This is a genomic window from Rhizobium sp. No.120, from assembly GCF_054558365.1.
Map to the genome: position 1 here is coordinate 30,114 of NZ_BAAJNQ010000022.1, position 16,952 is coordinate 47,065.

15 protein-coding genes and 1 pseudogene are annotated in these 16,952 nt (G+C 58.1%); 4 read left to right on the plus strand and 12 right to left on the minus strand.

Annotation, left to right across the window (positions count from 1 at the left end; translation table 11 throughout):
- Positions 1-45 precede the first annotated feature (45 nt).
- The 6 genes from ACYJRZ_RS30120 to ACYJRZ_RS30145 are packed head-to-tail and all read right to left on the minus strand — an operon-like array spanning position 46 to position 6,949.
- The gene (locus ACYJRZ_RS30120; protein ID WP_459464964.1) at positions 46-1,026 is read right to left on the minus strand and encodes an ABC transporter permease; all 981 of its coding nucleotides are present in this window, start codon (positions 1,024-1,026) and stop codon (positions 46-48) included.
- 51 nt (positions 1,027-1,077) lie between these two features.
- A complete protein-coding gene (locus ACYJRZ_RS30125; protein ID WP_459464966.1) occupies positions 1,078-2,595 on the minus strand; it encodes a sugar ABC transporter ATP-binding protein in 1,518 nt (505 codons plus the stop codon).
- Positions 2,592-3,617 carry an ABC transporter permease gene (locus tag ACYJRZ_RS30130; protein ID WP_459464968.1) on the minus strand — a complete coding sequence of 342 codons (1,026 nt, stop codon included), beginning with the start codon at positions 3,615-3,617 and terminating at the stop codon, positions 2,592-2,594. The genes ACYJRZ_RS30125 and ACYJRZ_RS30130 overlap by 4 nt, the downstream gene beginning before the upstream one ends.
- 15 nt (positions 3,618-3,632) lie before the next feature.
- Positions 3,633-4,739 carry a sugar ABC transporter substrate-binding protein gene (locus tag ACYJRZ_RS30135; RefSeq protein ID WP_459464970.1) on the minus strand — a complete coding sequence of 369 codons (1,107 nt, stop codon included), beginning with the start codon at positions 4,737-4,739 and terminating at the stop codon, positions 3,633-3,635.
- Positions 4,740-4,794: 55 nt separating this feature from the next.
- Positions 4,795-5,856 carry a ketopantoate reductase family protein gene (locus tag ACYJRZ_RS30140; protein ID WP_459464972.1) on the minus strand — a complete coding sequence of 354 codons (1,062 nt, stop codon included), beginning with the start codon at positions 5,854-5,856 and terminating at the stop codon, positions 4,795-4,797.
- A gap of 58 nt (positions 5,857-5,914) precedes the next feature.
- A complete protein-coding gene (locus ACYJRZ_RS30145; RefSeq protein ID WP_459464974.1) occupies positions 5,915-6,949 on the minus strand; it encodes a ketopantoate reductase family protein in 1,035 nt (344 codons plus the stop codon).
- 419 nt (positions 6,950-7,368) lie between these two features.
- On the opposite strand from ACYJRZ_RS30145, the gene ACYJRZ_RS30150 reads away from it, so the two are divergent.
- The gene (locus ACYJRZ_RS30150; RefSeq protein ID WP_459464976.1) at positions 7,369-8,463 is read left to right on the plus strand and encodes a LacI family DNA-binding transcriptional regulator; all 1,095 of its coding nucleotides are present in this window, start codon (positions 7,369-7,371) and stop codon (positions 8,461-8,463) included.
- 28 nt (positions 8,464-8,491) lie between these two features.
- Here the strand turns inward: ACYJRZ_RS30150 and ACYJRZ_RS30155 are convergent, their stop codons facing one another.
- The 3 genes from ACYJRZ_RS30155 to ACYJRZ_RS30165 all read right to left on the minus strand — a co-directional run bounded on the left by ACYJRZ_RS30155 (position 8,492) and on the right by ACYJRZ_RS30165 (position 11,365).
- Positions 8,492-9,265 carry an SDR family NAD(P)-dependent oxidoreductase gene (locus ACYJRZ_RS30155; RefSeq protein ID WP_459464978.1) on the minus strand — a complete coding sequence of 258 codons (774 nt, stop codon included), beginning with the start codon at positions 9,263-9,265 and terminating at the stop codon, positions 8,492-8,494.
- A gap of 291 nt (positions 9,266-9,556) precedes the next feature.
- Complete coding sequence (locus ACYJRZ_RS30160) at positions 9,557-10,270, minus strand: IS6 family transposase (RefSeq protein ID WP_459464980.1); 714 nt, start codon at positions 10,268-10,270, stop codon at positions 9,557-9,559.
- Positions 10,271-10,636: 366 nt separating this feature from the next.
- Entirely contained in the window at positions 10,637-11,365 is a 729-nt protein-coding gene (locus ACYJRZ_RS30165; protein WP_459464982.1) for an NIPSNAP family protein, read from the minus strand.
- Positions 11,366-11,473: 108 nt separating this feature from the next.
- Here ACYJRZ_RS30165 and ACYJRZ_RS30170 point away from each other — a divergent pair, with 108 nt between their 5' ends.
- Positions 11,474-12,094, plus strand: coding sequence for a TetR/AcrR family transcriptional regulator (locus ACYJRZ_RS30170; protein WP_459464984.1), 621 nt, complete (start codon positions 11,474-11,476; stop codon positions 12,092-12,094).
- Between the two features lie 336 nt (positions 12,095-12,430).
- On the opposite strand, the pseudogene ACYJRZ_RS30175 reads toward ACYJRZ_RS30170, so the two are convergent.
- Positions 12,431-12,936: pseudogene (locus ACYJRZ_RS30175) on the minus strand (IS6 family transposase); the annotation flags it as partial.
- Between the two features lie 66 nt (positions 12,937-13,002).
- Complete coding sequence (locus ACYJRZ_RS30180) at positions 13,003-13,698, minus strand: VIT1/CCC1 transporter family protein (protein WP_459464986.1); 696 nt, start codon at positions 13,696-13,698, stop codon at positions 13,003-13,005.
- 272 nt (positions 13,699-13,970) lie between these two features.
- On the opposite strand from ACYJRZ_RS30180, the gene ACYJRZ_RS30185 reads away from it, so the two are divergent.
- The gene (locus tag ACYJRZ_RS30185) at positions 13,971-15,596 is read left to right on the plus strand and encodes an alkaline phosphatase family protein (protein WP_459464988.1); all 1,626 of its coding nucleotides are present in this window, start codon (positions 13,971-13,973) and stop codon (positions 15,594-15,596) included.
- Here ACYJRZ_RS30185 and ACYJRZ_RS30190 read toward each other — a convergent pair.
- Entirely contained in the window at positions 15,554-15,898 is a 345-nt protein-coding gene (locus ACYJRZ_RS30190) for a hypothetical protein (protein ID WP_459464990.1), read from the minus strand. The two genes, ACYJRZ_RS30185 and ACYJRZ_RS30190, sit on opposite strands and share 43 nt — an antisense overlap.
- A gap of 215 nt (positions 15,899-16,113) precedes the next feature.
- On the opposite strand from ACYJRZ_RS30190, the gene ACYJRZ_RS30195 reads away from it, so the two are divergent.
- Entirely contained in the window at positions 16,114-16,662 is a 549-nt protein-coding gene (locus tag ACYJRZ_RS30195) for a phosphatase PAP2 family protein (protein WP_459464992.1), read from the plus strand.
- The last annotated feature ends 290 nt before the right edge of the window (positions 16,663-16,952 follow it).

The window sequence follows — 16,952 nt, forward strand, 5'->3', positions numbered from 1 at the left end:
CGAACGAACCGCCCCTTGATCTCTCATAACCGGCCGCAAGCGGCACTATTTGATGATGCCGAGCTTGCCGCGGTCGGTCGTCAGCGCCACTGCAATCAGCGCAGTGAGACCGAACACGATGTTTTGCGCCGTCGGCTGCACGCCGATGATGACCGTCACAATGCGCAGCCAGGACGTGATCAGGCCGCCGACGACCGCCGGAAGCAGCCCACCGACACCGCCCGAGATCGCAGTGCCGCCGAGGACGACACCGACGATGGACAGAAGCAGCAGGTTGCCGGCAAGAGTTGGCGAACTGAATGTGGTGATGGAAATCAGGAACAGACCCGCGACCGCCGCACAACCGGCCGAAATTGCAAAGATGATGGTGCGGACGGCGACGACATTGACGGCAGACATGATCGCGGCCCGCTCCCCGGTGCCGAGCGCGTAAATGTCCCGTCCAAACCGCAGATATCGCATCAAAAAGCCGAGCACCGCGACAATGACGATCAGCGCAATTATCGTGTTCGGGATCTCTGCGGTGCTGTTCGAGAGATAGGCAACGAGAAAATCATTGTCAGGGATCGGCTCCGCCGTCGCGTTTGAAAGAAGCAAAGCAAGCCCTGACAACATGCTTAGCGTGCCGAGCGTGACGATGAAAGATGGCAGCTGGAGCCAGGAATGCAGAAAGCCCTGGGTCGCACCGAATACCATGGCGAGCAGGAGGACGACGAGCGACGTCCACGGGCCAAAGATCGGATTGAGGACGACGACAAGGACGCCGGTGAGTGAAGCGACGCCGGCGACCGACAAGTCGATACTGCCCGCCAGGATCGGCAGCGTTCCGCCAATTACCAGCGAAATGATCGGCGCCGCATCGGACAGGAAGCTCAGGAGCGAGTCCAGCTCGATCACGCCAGGGGCAATTACCGCGCTGATCGCCACAAGCGCAATCAGAACGGCCAGCGGTCCAAGCGATCTCATCAAGCCCGGCCCTTGGCTGCGGAGCGCCGAGATCAGCGCGCTGTCCAATGTATTTTCCATGATCGTCAATCCGTTATCTGAAGTCCAACTTGCGCGGCCGTCACGTCCGGCTCACACCATGGCCGCGACGACTTCCTCTTCTTTCGGCAATGCGCCACTGGCGAGGTCGAAATGCGCGGTGATCTCACCATCCCGCATGACCAGGATGCGGTCCGAGAGCTCAAGCAGCTCCGAGATCGTGTCGCCGACGAAGACGATCGACAGACCTTTCTCCGCCTGCTGCCGGATAACGGCAAACAGATCGTCGCGGGCGCCGGGATCGAGTCCACGGCTGGGGTGGTCGAGGAAGAGAACCTTTAACCGTTTCGCCAAAAGCCACTTTGCCAGGACAGTCTTCTGCTGGTTGCCGCCGCTCAGGCTCGATATCGGCGCATATGGCGTATGCATCTTGACCTTGAGGCGCTTCATCCACTCGAGAGCCGCCGGCCGTTCGCTGCTTCGCCTCAGGATGACCGAGCGCCAGCCATAGTTGAGGCCGAACGTGAGAACTGCGTTCTCGAACAGAGACCGGCTCGGCAGCATGCCCTCCGCCCGGCGGTCAGCCGGCAGATATCCAATACCCTCGCGTACCGCGTTTCGCGGACTGCCCGGGGTCATCGCCCTGCCCTCGATCGCAATCCTTCCGGAATCGATCCGCTCTGCGCCAAAGACGGCTCGGCACAATTCCTCGGCGCCTGAACCCAGCACTCCGGCGATGCCCAGAATCTCGCCGCGGCGAAGTTCGAAACCGACATTGCGGAAATGCTGTGCGCTGCCAAGCTGCTCGATCTTCAGCACCGGCTTGTCATCGGATGCCGCAGGCCTCCGGATAGATCGCGTGTTGCTCAACCGCTGACGTCCAACCATCAGCTCGTAGAGCTCATTTCTGTCGACTGAACGGCTGTCACGTTCGGCGACCTTGCGGCCGTCGGTCATCACGACGATCCGGTCGCTGATCTCCAGGACCTCCTCAAGCCGATGCGAGACGAAGACAATCGTCGCATTCCCACGCAACCGGTTTATCTGCTTGAAGAGCAGCTTGATTTCTTCAGGTGTGAGAACGGAGGTGGGCTCATCGAAGAGAATGACCGGAGGGCGATCGACGAGTTCCTCGATCGCGAGAACCTTGGCGAGCTCCACCTGCTGGCGTTCGGCGAAGCGCAATTCCTCTACGAGGGCCTTCACCGGCAACTCGACCGAGATTTTGCGCAGTTGCTCCTCAGCCGCCTTGTTCAGCGCTCCCCACCGGTAGAGACCGTTCTTCATGGCCGGGTGTGGCTTGTCGAGGAAGATATTTTCCGCAACTGTCAGATTCGGAATGAGAGACTGCTCCTGATGAACCATGCCGATGCCGAAGCTGCCGGCGGTGGACGCCGAATCCAGTACAATCGGTTCGCCATCGAGAATGATCTGCCCGTCATCGGGCATTGCCAATCCCGCCAGGATCTTGAGAAGCGTCGACTTGCCCGAGCCATTCTGGCCAATCAATCCGAGAACCTGGCCCGCCGGGATTTCGAGATCGATCCCTTCGAGCGCAACGACGCTGCCATAGGTCTTGCGGACACCTTTGAGAACGAGCGAGCCTGTCATTTTACGACCCTCAGTTTGCGACGGCGATGCCAGCCGCCTGCAGCAACGGCGACTACGATGACCGCGCCGCTGATGATATGACGCGTATAGGGACCTGCGCCGATCTGGATCAGGCCGTTGTTCAGCACCTCAAGCAGCAGGGCGCCCAGTGCCGATTGGACCGCGCCGCCACGTCCACCCGTCAGAACGGTGCCGCCGAGAACAGCAGCACTGATCGCGGGAAACAGAAGTCCGTTGCCGATATTCGCGTTACCGGTGCTGAGCTGAGCGGAAAGCAGCACGCCGCACATGCCCGCGAGCAGACCGCAAATCGAAAAGGCCGCGATCTTTACCCACCGAATGCGCAGACCGGATGCGACCAGCAGGCCTTCGTCTCCACCGATCGCGTAGATCATGCGGCCTAGCCGCGTTAAATTCAGGACCAGCTGGCTGACGATGATGACGGCGAGCGCGATGTAGACGATAAGGCTCAGATCGAAGATGCGAACACGGGCTAGGTTGAGAATGAGCGGATCGTTGATCTGCGGCACGCGCGACGGAAAGAGAACGGCGGCAATACCGAGCCCGACAAACCAGGTTCCGAGCGTCACGATCAGCGACGGCATCTGCAACACCGCATTGAGCACAGCGTTGAAGAAGCCGAAGCCGAGGCCGACCGCCAACGCCGCCAGCAGGCCGACCAGGCCGTAGTCGTTGCCGTTGACGCCGTTTGCGACAAGCAGGGCAACGATCATGCTCGTCGTCGCCATAGTGCCTTCGACCGACAGGTCGATGGAACCCATGATGACGACGAAGCTGATGGCAGCGGCGAGAATGGCTGGAACCGCCGCTGCCTCAATCACGGATTTGAGGTTGTCGATGGTAAAGAAGCTACCGCTGACCAGCTGGAAGCCTACGGACAGCACGATGAGCGCCACGATCGGGCCTGCAAACTGCGTCCATGACAACTTGCTTCTGATTTCGCCAAAAAGCGCCAGCGAGCGAGCGCCGGTTTTGGAGTTAATACTGGTAGCGGCGTCCATCGACCCCTCCTCCGATTACTTGTTCTCGTTTGCGCCTTCCGGAATCTGGCCCGCAGAGTCCTTCCAGAAATCTTTCTTGATTTCATCGTAGGTGTATTTCGGCGCGTTCTTCTTGAGATCGAGATACTTGTCGACGTTATCCTTCGTCACGACGTCCTGCTTGATGTAGAAGTCGCGCTGGGCATGCGTCAGCTTTTCCGGGTCTATATCGCCGACAGCAGCGGCATAGGCTAGAGACATCGAAACGGCGCCCTGAAGAACCGGATCGTTCCAGACGGTGGCGAGCATGTCGCCGCTCTTGACCATTTCGAGGCCAATGTTCGACCCATCGGAACCAGTGACCAAAACTTTGCCGTTCAGGCCCTTTTCCTTGAGCGCGGCAACAGCGCCGCGACCCATCGCATCGTTCGATGCAAAAATGCCCTGCAGCTGGTCGCCGTAGCGAGCAAGCCACGTGCGCGTGATGTTCTGAGCCTTGGTTTCCTGCCAGTCACCGACCTGCGTGTCGACGAGCTCAAGCCCCGGGCATTCCTTCAGGCCCTTCTTCAGGCCTGCAATGCGCTGGAATGCCGGCGGCGTCGACGGGACGCCCTCGATGGCTGCGATCTTGCCCTTGCCGTTTAGCGCCTTGCACAACGCCATGACCTGATAATAGCCGGACATCACGCCGTCGAAAGACGTGTGAGCGACCCAGTACTTGGAATCTGTATCCCAGGGGTGGATGTCCTCGGGCCGGTTCCAGATCGTTACGACATGGACCTTCGATTTGGCTGACCGGTTCACGACGGCCTTTACGAAGGCGTTAGACGACGGATCGGTGGCAAGCGCGCATTGGTTGCACCCGGCAGAATAGGTCGCGCCGAGCTGCGCCAGCAGCTGATCACCCTGGTAGTTGCTCGTCAGCACGACGGGCTCCTTGCCGAGCGATGCACCGATATCCTTCACACCTTGCAGATACTCGGACCAGTATTCGGAAGCGGTCTCGTCGATGCCGACAATCAGCTTTCCTCCCTTCGCCTCATCGGCATTTGCCGGCACGGCCGGAAGCGTCATGCTGGCGCAGAGTGCCGCTGACGTCAAAAGCCACCGTGCGACGGCTCCGAATTTCAAACGCGATTTCATGCCATTCTCCTCCTCAGGTTAAATGATGTCTCGCCTTTCCGTTCGCGCCGGGAGTTCATCCGCGATCGCTGACGGCGCGGTATGTTTCGATCAGCAAAGCAGCGTTCTCCGGACGCGCTTCGAGACGGCCGGCCTCAATGTCGTAGGCGACTTCCATCACCCGCTGGTTGACCGGTGCCTCTTGCCCGTGAGCGCGCAGGATGTCGACGACAACACCGTTGACCTCCTGCACTTCCGCTCGGCGCCCCTTGCGCCAATCCTGCAACGACGTCGTCAGCGTGTCTTCGCGCGAGAAGGTCTTCAGCACCTCCTCGAAGATCTGGTCGACATAGCGTTCCGGATGGTTGGTGGTGACCGGCGGCATACCGATGATCGGAATGATCTTGGCGCCGTCGGCCAATGCCGCCTGCATCGCCTCGTAGCCGGCCGAACGCATGACTTCCAGCATGCCGGGGGCACGCGCCGCATCGTTGAGCGGCAAGTTGATGATGGCCGATGGAATGAGTTCGGCAGCATTGACCACCAGCTTCATCCACTTGGCGGAACGGATATCCTCCATCACCTCGACGGTACCCGAGTTCCTGAGAAGGTTGGCGACGTCTTTGACGCGCTCCTGCGTCTTCGGATCGAGCGCGCCGAGGGCAAACCAGGACTCGTCATGGTCATTCTGCCGGTTCGTGATGCCGGGAGTGAACATGTTCGAGGCAATCTCGATGACCGCACCGATGGTGCGCTCCCGCCCCACTACTGCAGCGATATCCTCGTGTGTCATGCCGTTTTGCAAGCCAACGATGAGCCCATCGGGAGCGAGGCAGGGCTCGATAAGCTGACAGGCCCATTTCGTGTCGTAGGCCTTGACGACGAGGAAGACGACATCGAACGGTTCCTTGATCTCGGCGACCTGGCAGAGATGAAGCGCGGGCACCCTCGCATTGATGGTGCGCGCCGGCAGATTGACGGTGATGCCATTCTGGCGGATCGCATTGACGTGGTCCGGCCACTGTTCGATGAAGGTGACGTCCAGTCCGGCCAGTGCAAAGTCTGCGCCGATGGACGCACCCTGGGCTCCGGTGCCAACAAACGCGATTCTGGGGCCTCGCGGGTTATCCCAACTCATAGACTTCTCCTTTTCCGTGGCGCAGCTCGCGCGCCTGGTTTTAAATTCCGTCGCCCGCTCACGCGAGGAAATGCGCGCTGTTGGATGGCTGCGCGACAAGCCTGCCGCGCTCGATCGATCGGGCGAGTTCGACAACCCGCTGGTTGACAGGGGCGCTCTGGCCCACCTTTTCCAGCGTCGCGACAACATGTCCGTTGATATCGAGGACCTCGCCCCGCCGTCCCTTTCGCCAGTCCTGCAACACCGTCGTGAGGGTGTCCGGCATCATGAAGGTCCTCAGAACCTCGTCGAAGATTGCATCGACATAGCGCTCGGGGTCATTCGTCGTGGTCGGCGCCATGCCGAGGATCGGAACGATGCTGGCGCCATCGGCTCGAGCTGCGCGCATCGCCTCGTAGCCGGCAGTTCTCATCACGGCTTCCATTCCGGGGACCTTAACAGCCTCGGTAAAGGGCAGCCCCAAGATCGCAGAGGGAACCAACTGCGCGGCATTGACGATCAGCTTCATCCACTTGGCAGAGTTGATATCGTCGGACACCTCGACCCGGCCGCTAGCACGGAGCAGCTCGGCGATCAGCTCGACGCGGTCTCGGTTGGCAGGATCGAGCGCACCGAGCGCAAACCATGACGTGTCGTGATCGTTCTGCCGGTTCGTGACGCCCGGGACGAACATGTTCGACGCCATGTCGAAGACTGCACCGACGGTTCGCTCGGCGCCAACGACCGCGGCAATCGCATGCTGCGTCATACCATTCTGGATGCCTACGACGAGCCCATCAGTGGCGAGAACCGGTTCGATCAGCCGGCAGGTCCAAGAGGTGTCGTAGGCCTTGACAACGACAAAGATCAGATCGAACCGCTCTCGGATTTCAGCGACTTGACAAAGATGCTTAGCGCAAACGTTTGCATGAAGAGAGCGAGTGGGAAGATTCACCGTGATACCACGAACGTTCATGGCGTCGACATGATCGGGCCACTGCTCGATAAACATCACATGCAAGCCTGCCTGTATGAAATCCGCACCGATCGAGGCACCTTGGGCGCCTGTCCCGACAAATGCAATTTTCAGATCGCCCCCTGAAGACCAAGCCATTATGCACTCTCTCCACAATCGGCACCGCACAGTGCCGCTCCGTCCGGGTAACATGCTTAAAAGGCGCCAAAGTGCGAGTCAAGAGCAAACGTTTGCTCATTTCTGACAGAATAATTTTGGAGATGCTTCATTTCTGCTCTATAAAGCTAATGTTTTCAGTCCATTGACTACTGTCGTATTGAGCAATCGATTTCGCGATATATGGGAAAAAACATACCGCGCTGGCCAATCTTCCTGCGCAAAAACTACCTTTGGTGTGCGAAGCATACCAAATGACGCGCTCAGATAGCCGATCTTAGGTTCGCCGAGAGGCTTGAGCATCTAAATCGTTGCTACTTTTGCCGACCAATCTGCACCTTGTGCGCAAAGGTTTGATCGAATATTTTCCCGAGTACACGGGCTAAAAAGCGGGCATCCTCATGAGCGAAAATCCAAAGCATCCCGGCAGCAAGCGTCCACGCGCGACGATCGTGGATGTCGCCAAGAGCGCGGGTGTTCACGTCTCGACGGCTTCACGCGCGCTCAGCTCTGGCGCGACGCATCGCATATCCAGCAAGGTGGTGCGAAAAATTGAGAAGGTGGCCGAGGAGCTCGGATACACACGGAATTCGCTGGCCTCGAGCTTGCGCACCCAGAAGACAGGAACCATTGGCCTCATCGTCCCCAATCTGAGCGACCCGCTGTTTTCTCCGATTATCGCGTCCGTGGAAGAACGCGTGGCCAAGGAAGGATATGTTACCTTCGTCGCCAATTCCGACTACAGCGCCGCGAAGCTTCGCTCGATAATCGAGCGCATGAGCGGTCAGTTCGTCGCCGGTCTGGTCGTCGCCAGCTTCGAGTTGAACGACCCCGCCGTCGATCTCTGCCTTGAGTTAGGCATACCAACCGTCGCCGTTCTTCGAGATCCTCGCGATAGCCGCATTTCTTCTGTCTGCATGGACGACGCGGCGGGTGTTCAGGCGATGGTCGAGCATGTTCTTGACCTCGGCCATAAGGATATCACCTATGTCACACCGCCATTGGCGGCCTCAACCGCTCAAAACAGGCTCGCTGGGTTCAATGCGGCGATGCGCCTTCCAAAAGCCGCCGACTGCCGTTTCGAAGTCGTCGAAGCCCGCGCCTATGACGTTGCAGAAGGCGAGCGGATCATGGCGCATATGCTGGCGTCCGGGCTCACCAGCACTGCCGTTATGGCGTTCAATGATCTTCTCGCCGTCGGCTGTCTTGCCGCAATGAGGGCAGCTGGCGTAAGCTGTCCGCAGGACATATCGCTGACCGGTGTGAACAACCTGCCCTTCATGAACATGCTCTTTCCTCCGCTGACAACTCTTCATACGGCGGGAGGTGATCTCGGATTCGAAAGCGCCGATCTGCTCATGAGCCTTATCAAGAACGGCTCACAGCCGGTGAAGCGGATCCTGTTGACACCGCACCCAGTCCTCAGGGGCAGCACCGGGCCAGCACCCCGAGCCTCATTGTCGAGTGATGCAGGCAAGACACCCGCGGTCGTATAGACGCGGCTTGCCCGTCTAGCGTCGACCATCACGTTAGCCGACAACCACCATTGACATCGAGCGTCGCACCAACGAAATAGCTTGCGTCCTTTGTCGAGAGGAAATGGATCGCCGAAGCGATCTCCGTCGTTGCGGCCGGACGGCCCATCGGTATCTTGGCCCATTCGATTTCGCGCATCGCCTCTGCTGAAATTCCGCGCTTCTCTGCCTCGACCGCTAGAGCATTGTAATGCATCGGCGTATCGATATTGCCAGGCGCAACGCAATTTACCCGGATTTCAGGGGCCAGTTCGATCGCAACGCTTTGCGTCAACGAAATCAGCGCGGCCTTGGAAGCACAGTAGGGACTGAAGAAGGCGTGCCCTTCCCGCCCCCAGTAACTACCCACGTTGACGATGGATGCATCGCCCGCCGCTCGCATCAAAGGCACGGCCGCGCTAATGAACTTCACATTCGCCCGCAGATTGATGTTCTGCACCTTGTCCCAGAGGGACATGTCGATGTTTGCAATGCTGACGGCCGGATGATTGATCGCCGCAATCAGTCCGAGGAAGCGCAGCGGGATGCCTGTCTGTGCTGCCCTCTCAATCAACTGATCGATTTCCGCGTCGCGCTCGAGATCCATCTGCATCCCGATACTGGTCCGACCAAACTCGGAAGACAGCCCCTCTGCTACCTCAACAACTTTCGAAGTACGGTCACACAACAGAAGCGACCAGCCACTTTCGGCAAACCGCCGCGCAGTAGCTCGGCCGACTTCGCCCGACGCGCCGGTTAGAATTGCCAGTTTTGTGTCCGACATAGATTTTTTCCTCCCGATAATCGACGTCGCTGACGATCGTAGAGGAGAGATCGGAAATATGAACGAGAATATTATCCATTTTGGACGCCAATCTTCGAAACCTAGAGTAACGGCCATACGCTTTCCGACAAGTCTTAGCGACGGCGCCGGAGTTGAACGAGTGCTCTCGAAGGGAGTCGAACCGGCGAACCGCAAAGACTCGCCGTCCTGCCCTTCAAAGTCTATAAAGACCGCAAGCGGCGGCGTCGCCTTAACGGCGTGGAGAGTGCAGAAGGGCGCGCGTCGTAGTTTTTATGCGCCGCTCGACATTGTGATCTGGCGCCATGTTGCGATGGCGTTTGAGCGAAGCTGGCGATGATCTGCGGCGGTCAGATGTTTGCGGTGAAGAAGAAAGAGATTGGCGATCTGGCCATGGACGGAAACGAAGCGCTGGCATTGCCGTGCCGACTTGAAGCGCATCATGCGCCGTTCCCGTCGTCGCACGGGAAGATGTGAATTCTCGGCGCGGTTGTTGATGCCCTTATGTGACCGATGCTCGACGCCCGGCATCAATTCGGACTTGGCGGCAGAGTAGGACCGCAGCTTGTCAGTGATCATAACCCGTGGGGTGGTACCCTGACCCTTGAGCAGTTTGCGCATCAGCCGGAGGGCGGCTCGCTTGTTTCTCCGGCTTTGCAGCAGGGCGTCGAGGACGTAACCGTTTACATCGACTGCCCGCCACAGCCAGAATTTCTTCCCCTTGATCGTCACCACCATTTCGTCGAGCTGCCATTTATCAGCAAATCGACCGCGGGAGCGTCGACGAAGCTGATGAGCGAATTTGAGGCCGAACTTCGCAGCCCATTCCGAGACGGTCTGAAACGAGACCTCAATGCCGCGCTCGGCAAGCAGGTCTTCGACATCACGAAAGCTAAGCGGAAACCGATAATAGAGCCACACAGCATGGGCGATGATCTCGGCTGGGAAGCGGTGGCGTCTGAAGTGAACATGCTGTGCTTCGGTCATGGGTCACCAAATACCGAGCTTTTCACAACAAAGTCGTTAATCCGACGCTACCGCCGGGTGCTATCTGGACAATCAGATCGCTCGTGTTGGTGATTGGCACACTTCCTAGACGTAGTTCGGCCATGTTGGCCCCCCCCTTCTGTGGTGATCAGGACCAGATACGCTTGCGCTTGTGTAGCGGCCACCCGGATCTTGCTCCGCAGTAAGAAAGGTAAAGTTGAGCAATACCAGCCGAAAGAAATCGCAACGTGCTTCACCAACACGGAAACCTATTTGCAGGCAAACATCTCCGTTAGAGTGGTATGCACTACGGGGGACGATCTCAACCTGGCGCGTATGAGAGCCGATAGGAAGCGTATATGACTGTCACCATCCACCCAAAGAACGAGCCGTTGGGGTCAGGCGGACCGTCTCCATCGGTCGCCAAACTTCTTGATCCAACATCGGGAACACCTTGCACTGCCAAACTTCGGAACCTGCCAGTCCTGCGAGATATTTTTCATAGGCCAATAGATCGACGAAAGTCGAGAACCAGACGAACACGGTTTCGCCCTCCCGGACGGGCAGGTGCGGAAATGTGTTTGCGCTCGCCTCAGTGATAAACATCCCGTCGATGCGCGCACCTGTAGTCTCGAGCAGCTTTCTCGCTTCGCGTTCGAATAGATCGGCAAATTTCTCGGCGGAGCCCGGCGCGAGCGAGCAAGTGGTGATGGTGGTCAAGCCCGTTGGCGCCGACGATGCGCCGACGGTCGGCCTCGCTAGGCTGTTGGCGGCAAATGCCGGCCATAGATTTGCAGGGCGAAGTAGAAGCACATTGTCAGAGTTGACCATAGTCGCATTGGCCGCGGCGCCATGAGCTTTCCAGGCTGGGCCCGAGTAAAAGGCGGCAAGCGCATCCGCTCGTATTTGCATATTAGAGAATGAGCGGACCCAGACGAACGCGTTCGGGTCGTCGAGATCTCGATAGAAAGCGGGAAGGCCGATGCCCAGCTCTTCTTGCGTTTCGACAAACTCGCGTTCGAAGACGTCGAGTAACAGCGCGCGCGCGCCTGGGCGAAGCCGATAGCGGCGCAATTCAAATACCGTATGCTGCATACATCCCCCAAAACAGGTCAATCAACCTGTTTTATACATACAGGATGATTGACCTGTTTTGTCAAGCTGATATTTTGAAATCGCTTCTGAACATTGGTGTGAGGGTTGATGGCGATCGAAGGCAGAAGAAACGATCCAGTGGGCATGCGTCGGAAGATCATCGATGCATCGTTCGCTATGATGTGCAGGGTTGGTTATACGGCATCTTCAATGAATGAGCTTCGAGACGCGTCGAACGTCTCAAGCGGAGCGTTCGCGCACCATTTTCCAAGCAAGAAGGCGCTTGGTTTGTGTGTCATACGAGAAGGAATAGCGCCTGCGGTAGCCGACGCCTGGATTACACCAGTGAGCAACGCGACTTCTGCACCCCTAGGCATTCGAGATGCTTTCAGGGCCATAATCGCTGAGTTGGAGGGAAATGGTGCTGTCTTAGGATGTCCGCTGAGCAACCTTGCCGTGGAGATGTCATCCCGCGATGCGGAGCTAAGACATGAGATGGATACGATCTTCCAAAGCTGGCGCGCGGCGATCGCCAGCAAGCTGCATGACGATTTGGACGCCGGCCTTGCTACGGATCTCGACCCGCAGAAAGCGGCTATGTTCGTTGTCGCCGTGTATTCGGGCGCAATGACAATGGCGAAGGCGGCGCAGACAGCTGCGCCACTGCGCGACAGTCTATTGGAGTTGATCAACTACTTCCGACCTTCGTACCGAGCCGACGCGGTCTGAAATCTGAACACTCGGCCGTCGTCTGACCACGGCGCTTGCCGCTAGTGGGTCTTTCCCGTTCGCCAGTAGCCATCGTCAATCCTTCGCGAGCTTGCGGAAAACCGTCCCCGCCAGTTGCGGTTATGGCCGCCAGCGCCGTCGCAAGTAGCGAGAGAGGCCTGCGTGGTCGATGACGAGGCCCGTTGCGACATGCATCAGCCCGGCCGGGATATAGCCGCCGATATTGAGAACGGCGTTTGCCTTGGCCCGATGATTGCCTGGGACGTGCAGTCCGATCAACGTCAGGCCGCCGAGCTGTCCGCTGCCAGCGAGAAGTGCTGCGACAATCAGGTCGGCGGATAGCGTGTTCAGGCCCCTGTGCGAGCGATGCTCGACACCCGGCATCAATTCAGATTTGGCGGCGGCGTAAGAGCGCAGCTTGTCGGTCACCATGACGCGCGGAGCAACTACCCTGACCTTTGGGCATCTTACGCATCAGCAGCAAAGCCGCACCCTTGTTCCTGCGGCTTTGCTGCAGAACTTCGTAAACTTTGCCGTTGGCATCAACCGCGCGCTACACGAGTACTTCCTTCCCTTGATCGCCACGACCATCTCAACGATGGTGCCACTTATCGGCAAAGTGACCACAAGATCGCCGTCGGAGTTGATGGGCGAATTTCACGCCAAATTTCGTTGCCCATTCCGAGACGGTTTGGAATGAGACGTTGATGCCGCGCTCCGCCAACAGATCCTCGATGTCACGGAAGCTGAGCGGGAACCGATAATAGAGCATCCGGATGGGCAATGATCTCGGCTAGAAAGCGACGGTGGCGTTTGTAGTGGGCGGACACCTCTTCAGTCATGGCGGTAGACTATCGTCCCGATCCACACCAGCCAGTTAAGGCGATGCCACCTTCTAATTGCCTTGCTCAGACCGAAGTGCCGATCACTGCGCCAACGCCTGCAGTTATGGCCATCGCGATAGCGCCCCAGAAAGCGACCCGAAGCATCGGCTTTAATACCGCAGCCCCGCCGGCCCTGGCACCAATCGCCCCGAGCAAGGCCAGAACAACGAGCGAAACTCCGAACACGGCCGGAACCAAAATATTCTTCGGCGCAATTAAAGCAGCCAAAACGGGCAGAATTGCACCCGACGAAAAAGTTGCCGCTGAGGTCATGGCCGCCTGGATCGGATTGGCTGAAACTGCCTCTGAAATTCCCAACTCATCCCGAGCATGAGTACCAAGCGCGTCCTTCGCCATTAGCTGCTCGGCAACTTTCATGGATAAAGCAGGATCGACACCACGCGATGCGTATATCGCCGCCAGCTCCTCCACCTCCGCATCACGATTTGTCGCTAGCTCGCGTTTTTCCCGTGCCAGATCGGCGCGTTCCGTGTCGGCCTGTGAGCTTACAGAAACATATTCCCCAGCAGCCATCGACATCGCGCCGGCGACAAGACCAGCGATACCCGTAACGAGAACGGCGCTGGACGACGTTGCGGCCGACGCAACCCCCACCATCAAACTGGCCGTGGATATTATCCCATCATTGGCGCCAAGTACGGCGGCGCGAAGCCATCCAACGCGGTCAATAAAGTGTCGTTCCGTTTGAGCGCCGGCCATTCGATGTCCTTTGGGAGCTGAGAGGCAATCACTGGTCACCACTACCAAAACCTTCTGACGACCTCATGTCAAAGCGAACTTCAGAACGCCGTGTTGAGCCAAGCGCCTTGCTCGTCCCGTCGTTGCGGGAGGCATGTGCTTTGCTGGCTACCTTCACGAGACAGTTCCTCTCTTCAAAATTGAACCTCTATAACCTCCGTTAACGCAACAGCGGCTGCGTCGCTCCCATCAAGACTCTCAAACGAACAGTGTGGCGCCGTTATCTCCGCCGAATGAACGGCATGTCCGGCTTAAGGGTAGTCTGCAGTTCATCACTTTGTCATGGCCCGACACTAGCGTCCTTCCGGGGGCTTATATCCATCAAGGAGGCGTGGATGCATAAATTTATGGCCAGTCTTTTGCTCGGCACGTCGCTGACCTATGTGGCTGCCGCAGGTCCGGCGAATGCCAAACCCTATGAACATGTGCTATTGATCTCGGTGGATGGTCTGCACGCGGTGGATTTCGCGAATTACGTGGCCGCCCATTCGCAAAGCACGATGGCTTCTCTTCAGAAGACCGGCGTGTTTTATCCGAACGCCGTCACTACCAATCCTTCGGATTCATTTCCCGGTCTGGTCGCGCAAGTGACCGGTGGCACTCCGGCTGTGACCGGCGTGTATTATGACGATTCCTTCGATCGCAGCTATTTTGCCGCAGACTCCAAATGCCAGGGCGCGCCTGGCGTTGAGGTCAATTTTGCAGAGACCATCGATATCGATGATACTCGCCTCGACGGTGGCGGTACTCCCGGCAAACCGATGACGCAGATCGATGCAGCCAAGCTGCCGCGTGTGCTCGTGAACGGCGATTGCAAACCGGTGTTCCCGCATGATTTCGTTCGTGTGAATAACGTGTTCGAGATCGTGCATCAGCATGGCGGCCACACTGCCTGGAGCGACAAGCATCCGGCCTATGAATGGCTCAATGGCCCCTCCGGAAAGGGTATCGACGATCTGTATGCGCTGGAACAGGATTCGCTCATTCCCGGTACCAAGGTGAAAACCACCGGCAGCTTCAAGGCCGAACGGGAATTTGACGAGGCCCATGTGAAAGCCGTGATCAATGAGATCAAGGGGCTCGACAGCACCGGTGCGAACAAGCAGCCGGTTCCGGCGCTGTTCGGCTTGAATCTGCAGGCTGTCAGCGTTGGCCAGAAATTGCCGAAGGCTGGTCCTGGCGACGAGGCAGGTCTGGTTGGCGGTTATGCAGACGCCAATGCTACGCCGAACAATGGCTTGGCAGCGCAACTCGATTATGTCGATCACGCTTTGGGCGAATTGGTCGGCGCCTTGCACGACAACAAACTCGACGATACGACGCTCGTTGTTATTGCGTCGAAACATGGCCAGTCACCGATCGATCCGTCGACATTCCAGCCGACCGACGACGATCCTTACACGAAAATGCCGGGTTATGCGTTCCACATCGCCGATGATGCATCGTTGATCTGGCTGAAGCCGGACGAACGGGCAAAATCGCTGGCTGCCGCAGCAGAGTATCTGAAAGACCAAGGCAAGGCGCTCGGCATCGGCCAGTTGCTGACCAGCAGTCAGGTGGCGTTGGCCTACCAGGATCCGGCCAGCGATACGCGCGCACCCGACTTCATCGTGACAGTCAACCCCGGCGTCGTCTACACGGGCGGTAAGAAAATCGCCGAACATGGTGGCGGCAATGCCAATGACCGCAACGTGGCGCTGCTTCTGAGCAATCCGTCCATCTCGCCGCGCACGATCACGGCGTTGGTGCAGACGACACAAGTGGCGCCGACGATTCTGCAAGCACTCGGCTACGACCCGAAGGAATTACAGGCGGTTCAGAAGGAAGCGACGCAGGCACTGCCCGGCATGCCGTTCTGAGAGATTGCAGCGGCGCCCTTCTTCCAGTATTGCGGGAAGAGATAGACAAGGGGCACCGCGGCATCCCTATGGCGCTGGCGCGAACTTTGCGTCAGCGTTACTTCATGCGAAATTGGCAAAACGAGCGCCGAGGGTCGGTTGTAGAAATCAAGACCCAGCCTATCCCATAGCCGGTGTTCCCGTCCGGGGTTGACGGCCAGATGAATGATGCCACCGCCGCGCACGGTGGAGAATCCGATATTAATCCGAAGCAGGACGTCGGCTTTCTTTACAATCGCAATCTCGCCGATCCAGGCGGCCATGTCTGGGAAGCGGTATGAATGGATTCCGCCGGTGGCTGAGCGTCATCGGATCGCGTAGTGCTCACCTCGATGTACCCCCGTTGTCTTCAATGTGGGCTGCCACGGAGAGTCTTAACGCCGCACGAAGGCGGTGCCTATGGTCATGGCGCAGCCTCAACACTTCAGGCAGGTGTCAGGCAATTCAGGCATCCCGACGCGGGACGATAGGAGGCCAAATGTACGAACTCGACGCCGCCATTACCGGATGGATCAATAGTCTGGCAGGAAACAGTCTTCTCGACCATGTCGTGATCAGCATTTCTAATATTGGTGTCCCATTGCTCATTCTGGCCGTGGCCGCTCAATGGTGGACCGGCTCCGAGCGGACAAAAACGCGCCACATCCTGATCGCTGCCGGCCTGACGTTTTTGATTGGACTGGGAATCAATCAGATCATATTGCTTTTTGATCAGCGAATCCGCCCTTACGATGCTGGGATTACACACCTTCTGATCGCACCCAGCAGCGATCCATCATTTCCATCCGATCACGCGACGGCGAGCTTTGCGATTGCCGCAGCCTTCCTCATCCACAATCTGCCCGGACGCGGGTTCCTCTTCCTTCTGGCCGCGATTCTTGTGTCCCTCTCCCGCGTCTATATCGGCACGCACTACGTCAGCGACGCCATCGGCGGCGCGCTGACAGCAACCTTCGCGGCAATCATTGTCAAAGCCCTCTACAAGCCGGAAACACGTATCGATCGCTTTATGACAAGCATCCTCTAATCCTGGATGCCACGGAGAGGTTTGGCGCGCGAGATAGCGCTCGCAATCCGCCAAGCAGTCGGACTAGATCAAAATGAGGCGACATGTTGGTGCTGGCCTGGCTGTGAGCTTTCCTGCGCCCTACTGGATTTCACAGGGCTGGACGAGATGATTTTATCGAGACTATACAGAAGCTCTCGCGAGGATTGTGAAGGCCGCCTCCAGTCTGTTCCGCAAGCGGCCTGACGCCAGCCAATTTACTTGGCGTTCTTCACGAATTCGGTCGTGTAAGTCCTCGACAGATCGATGGG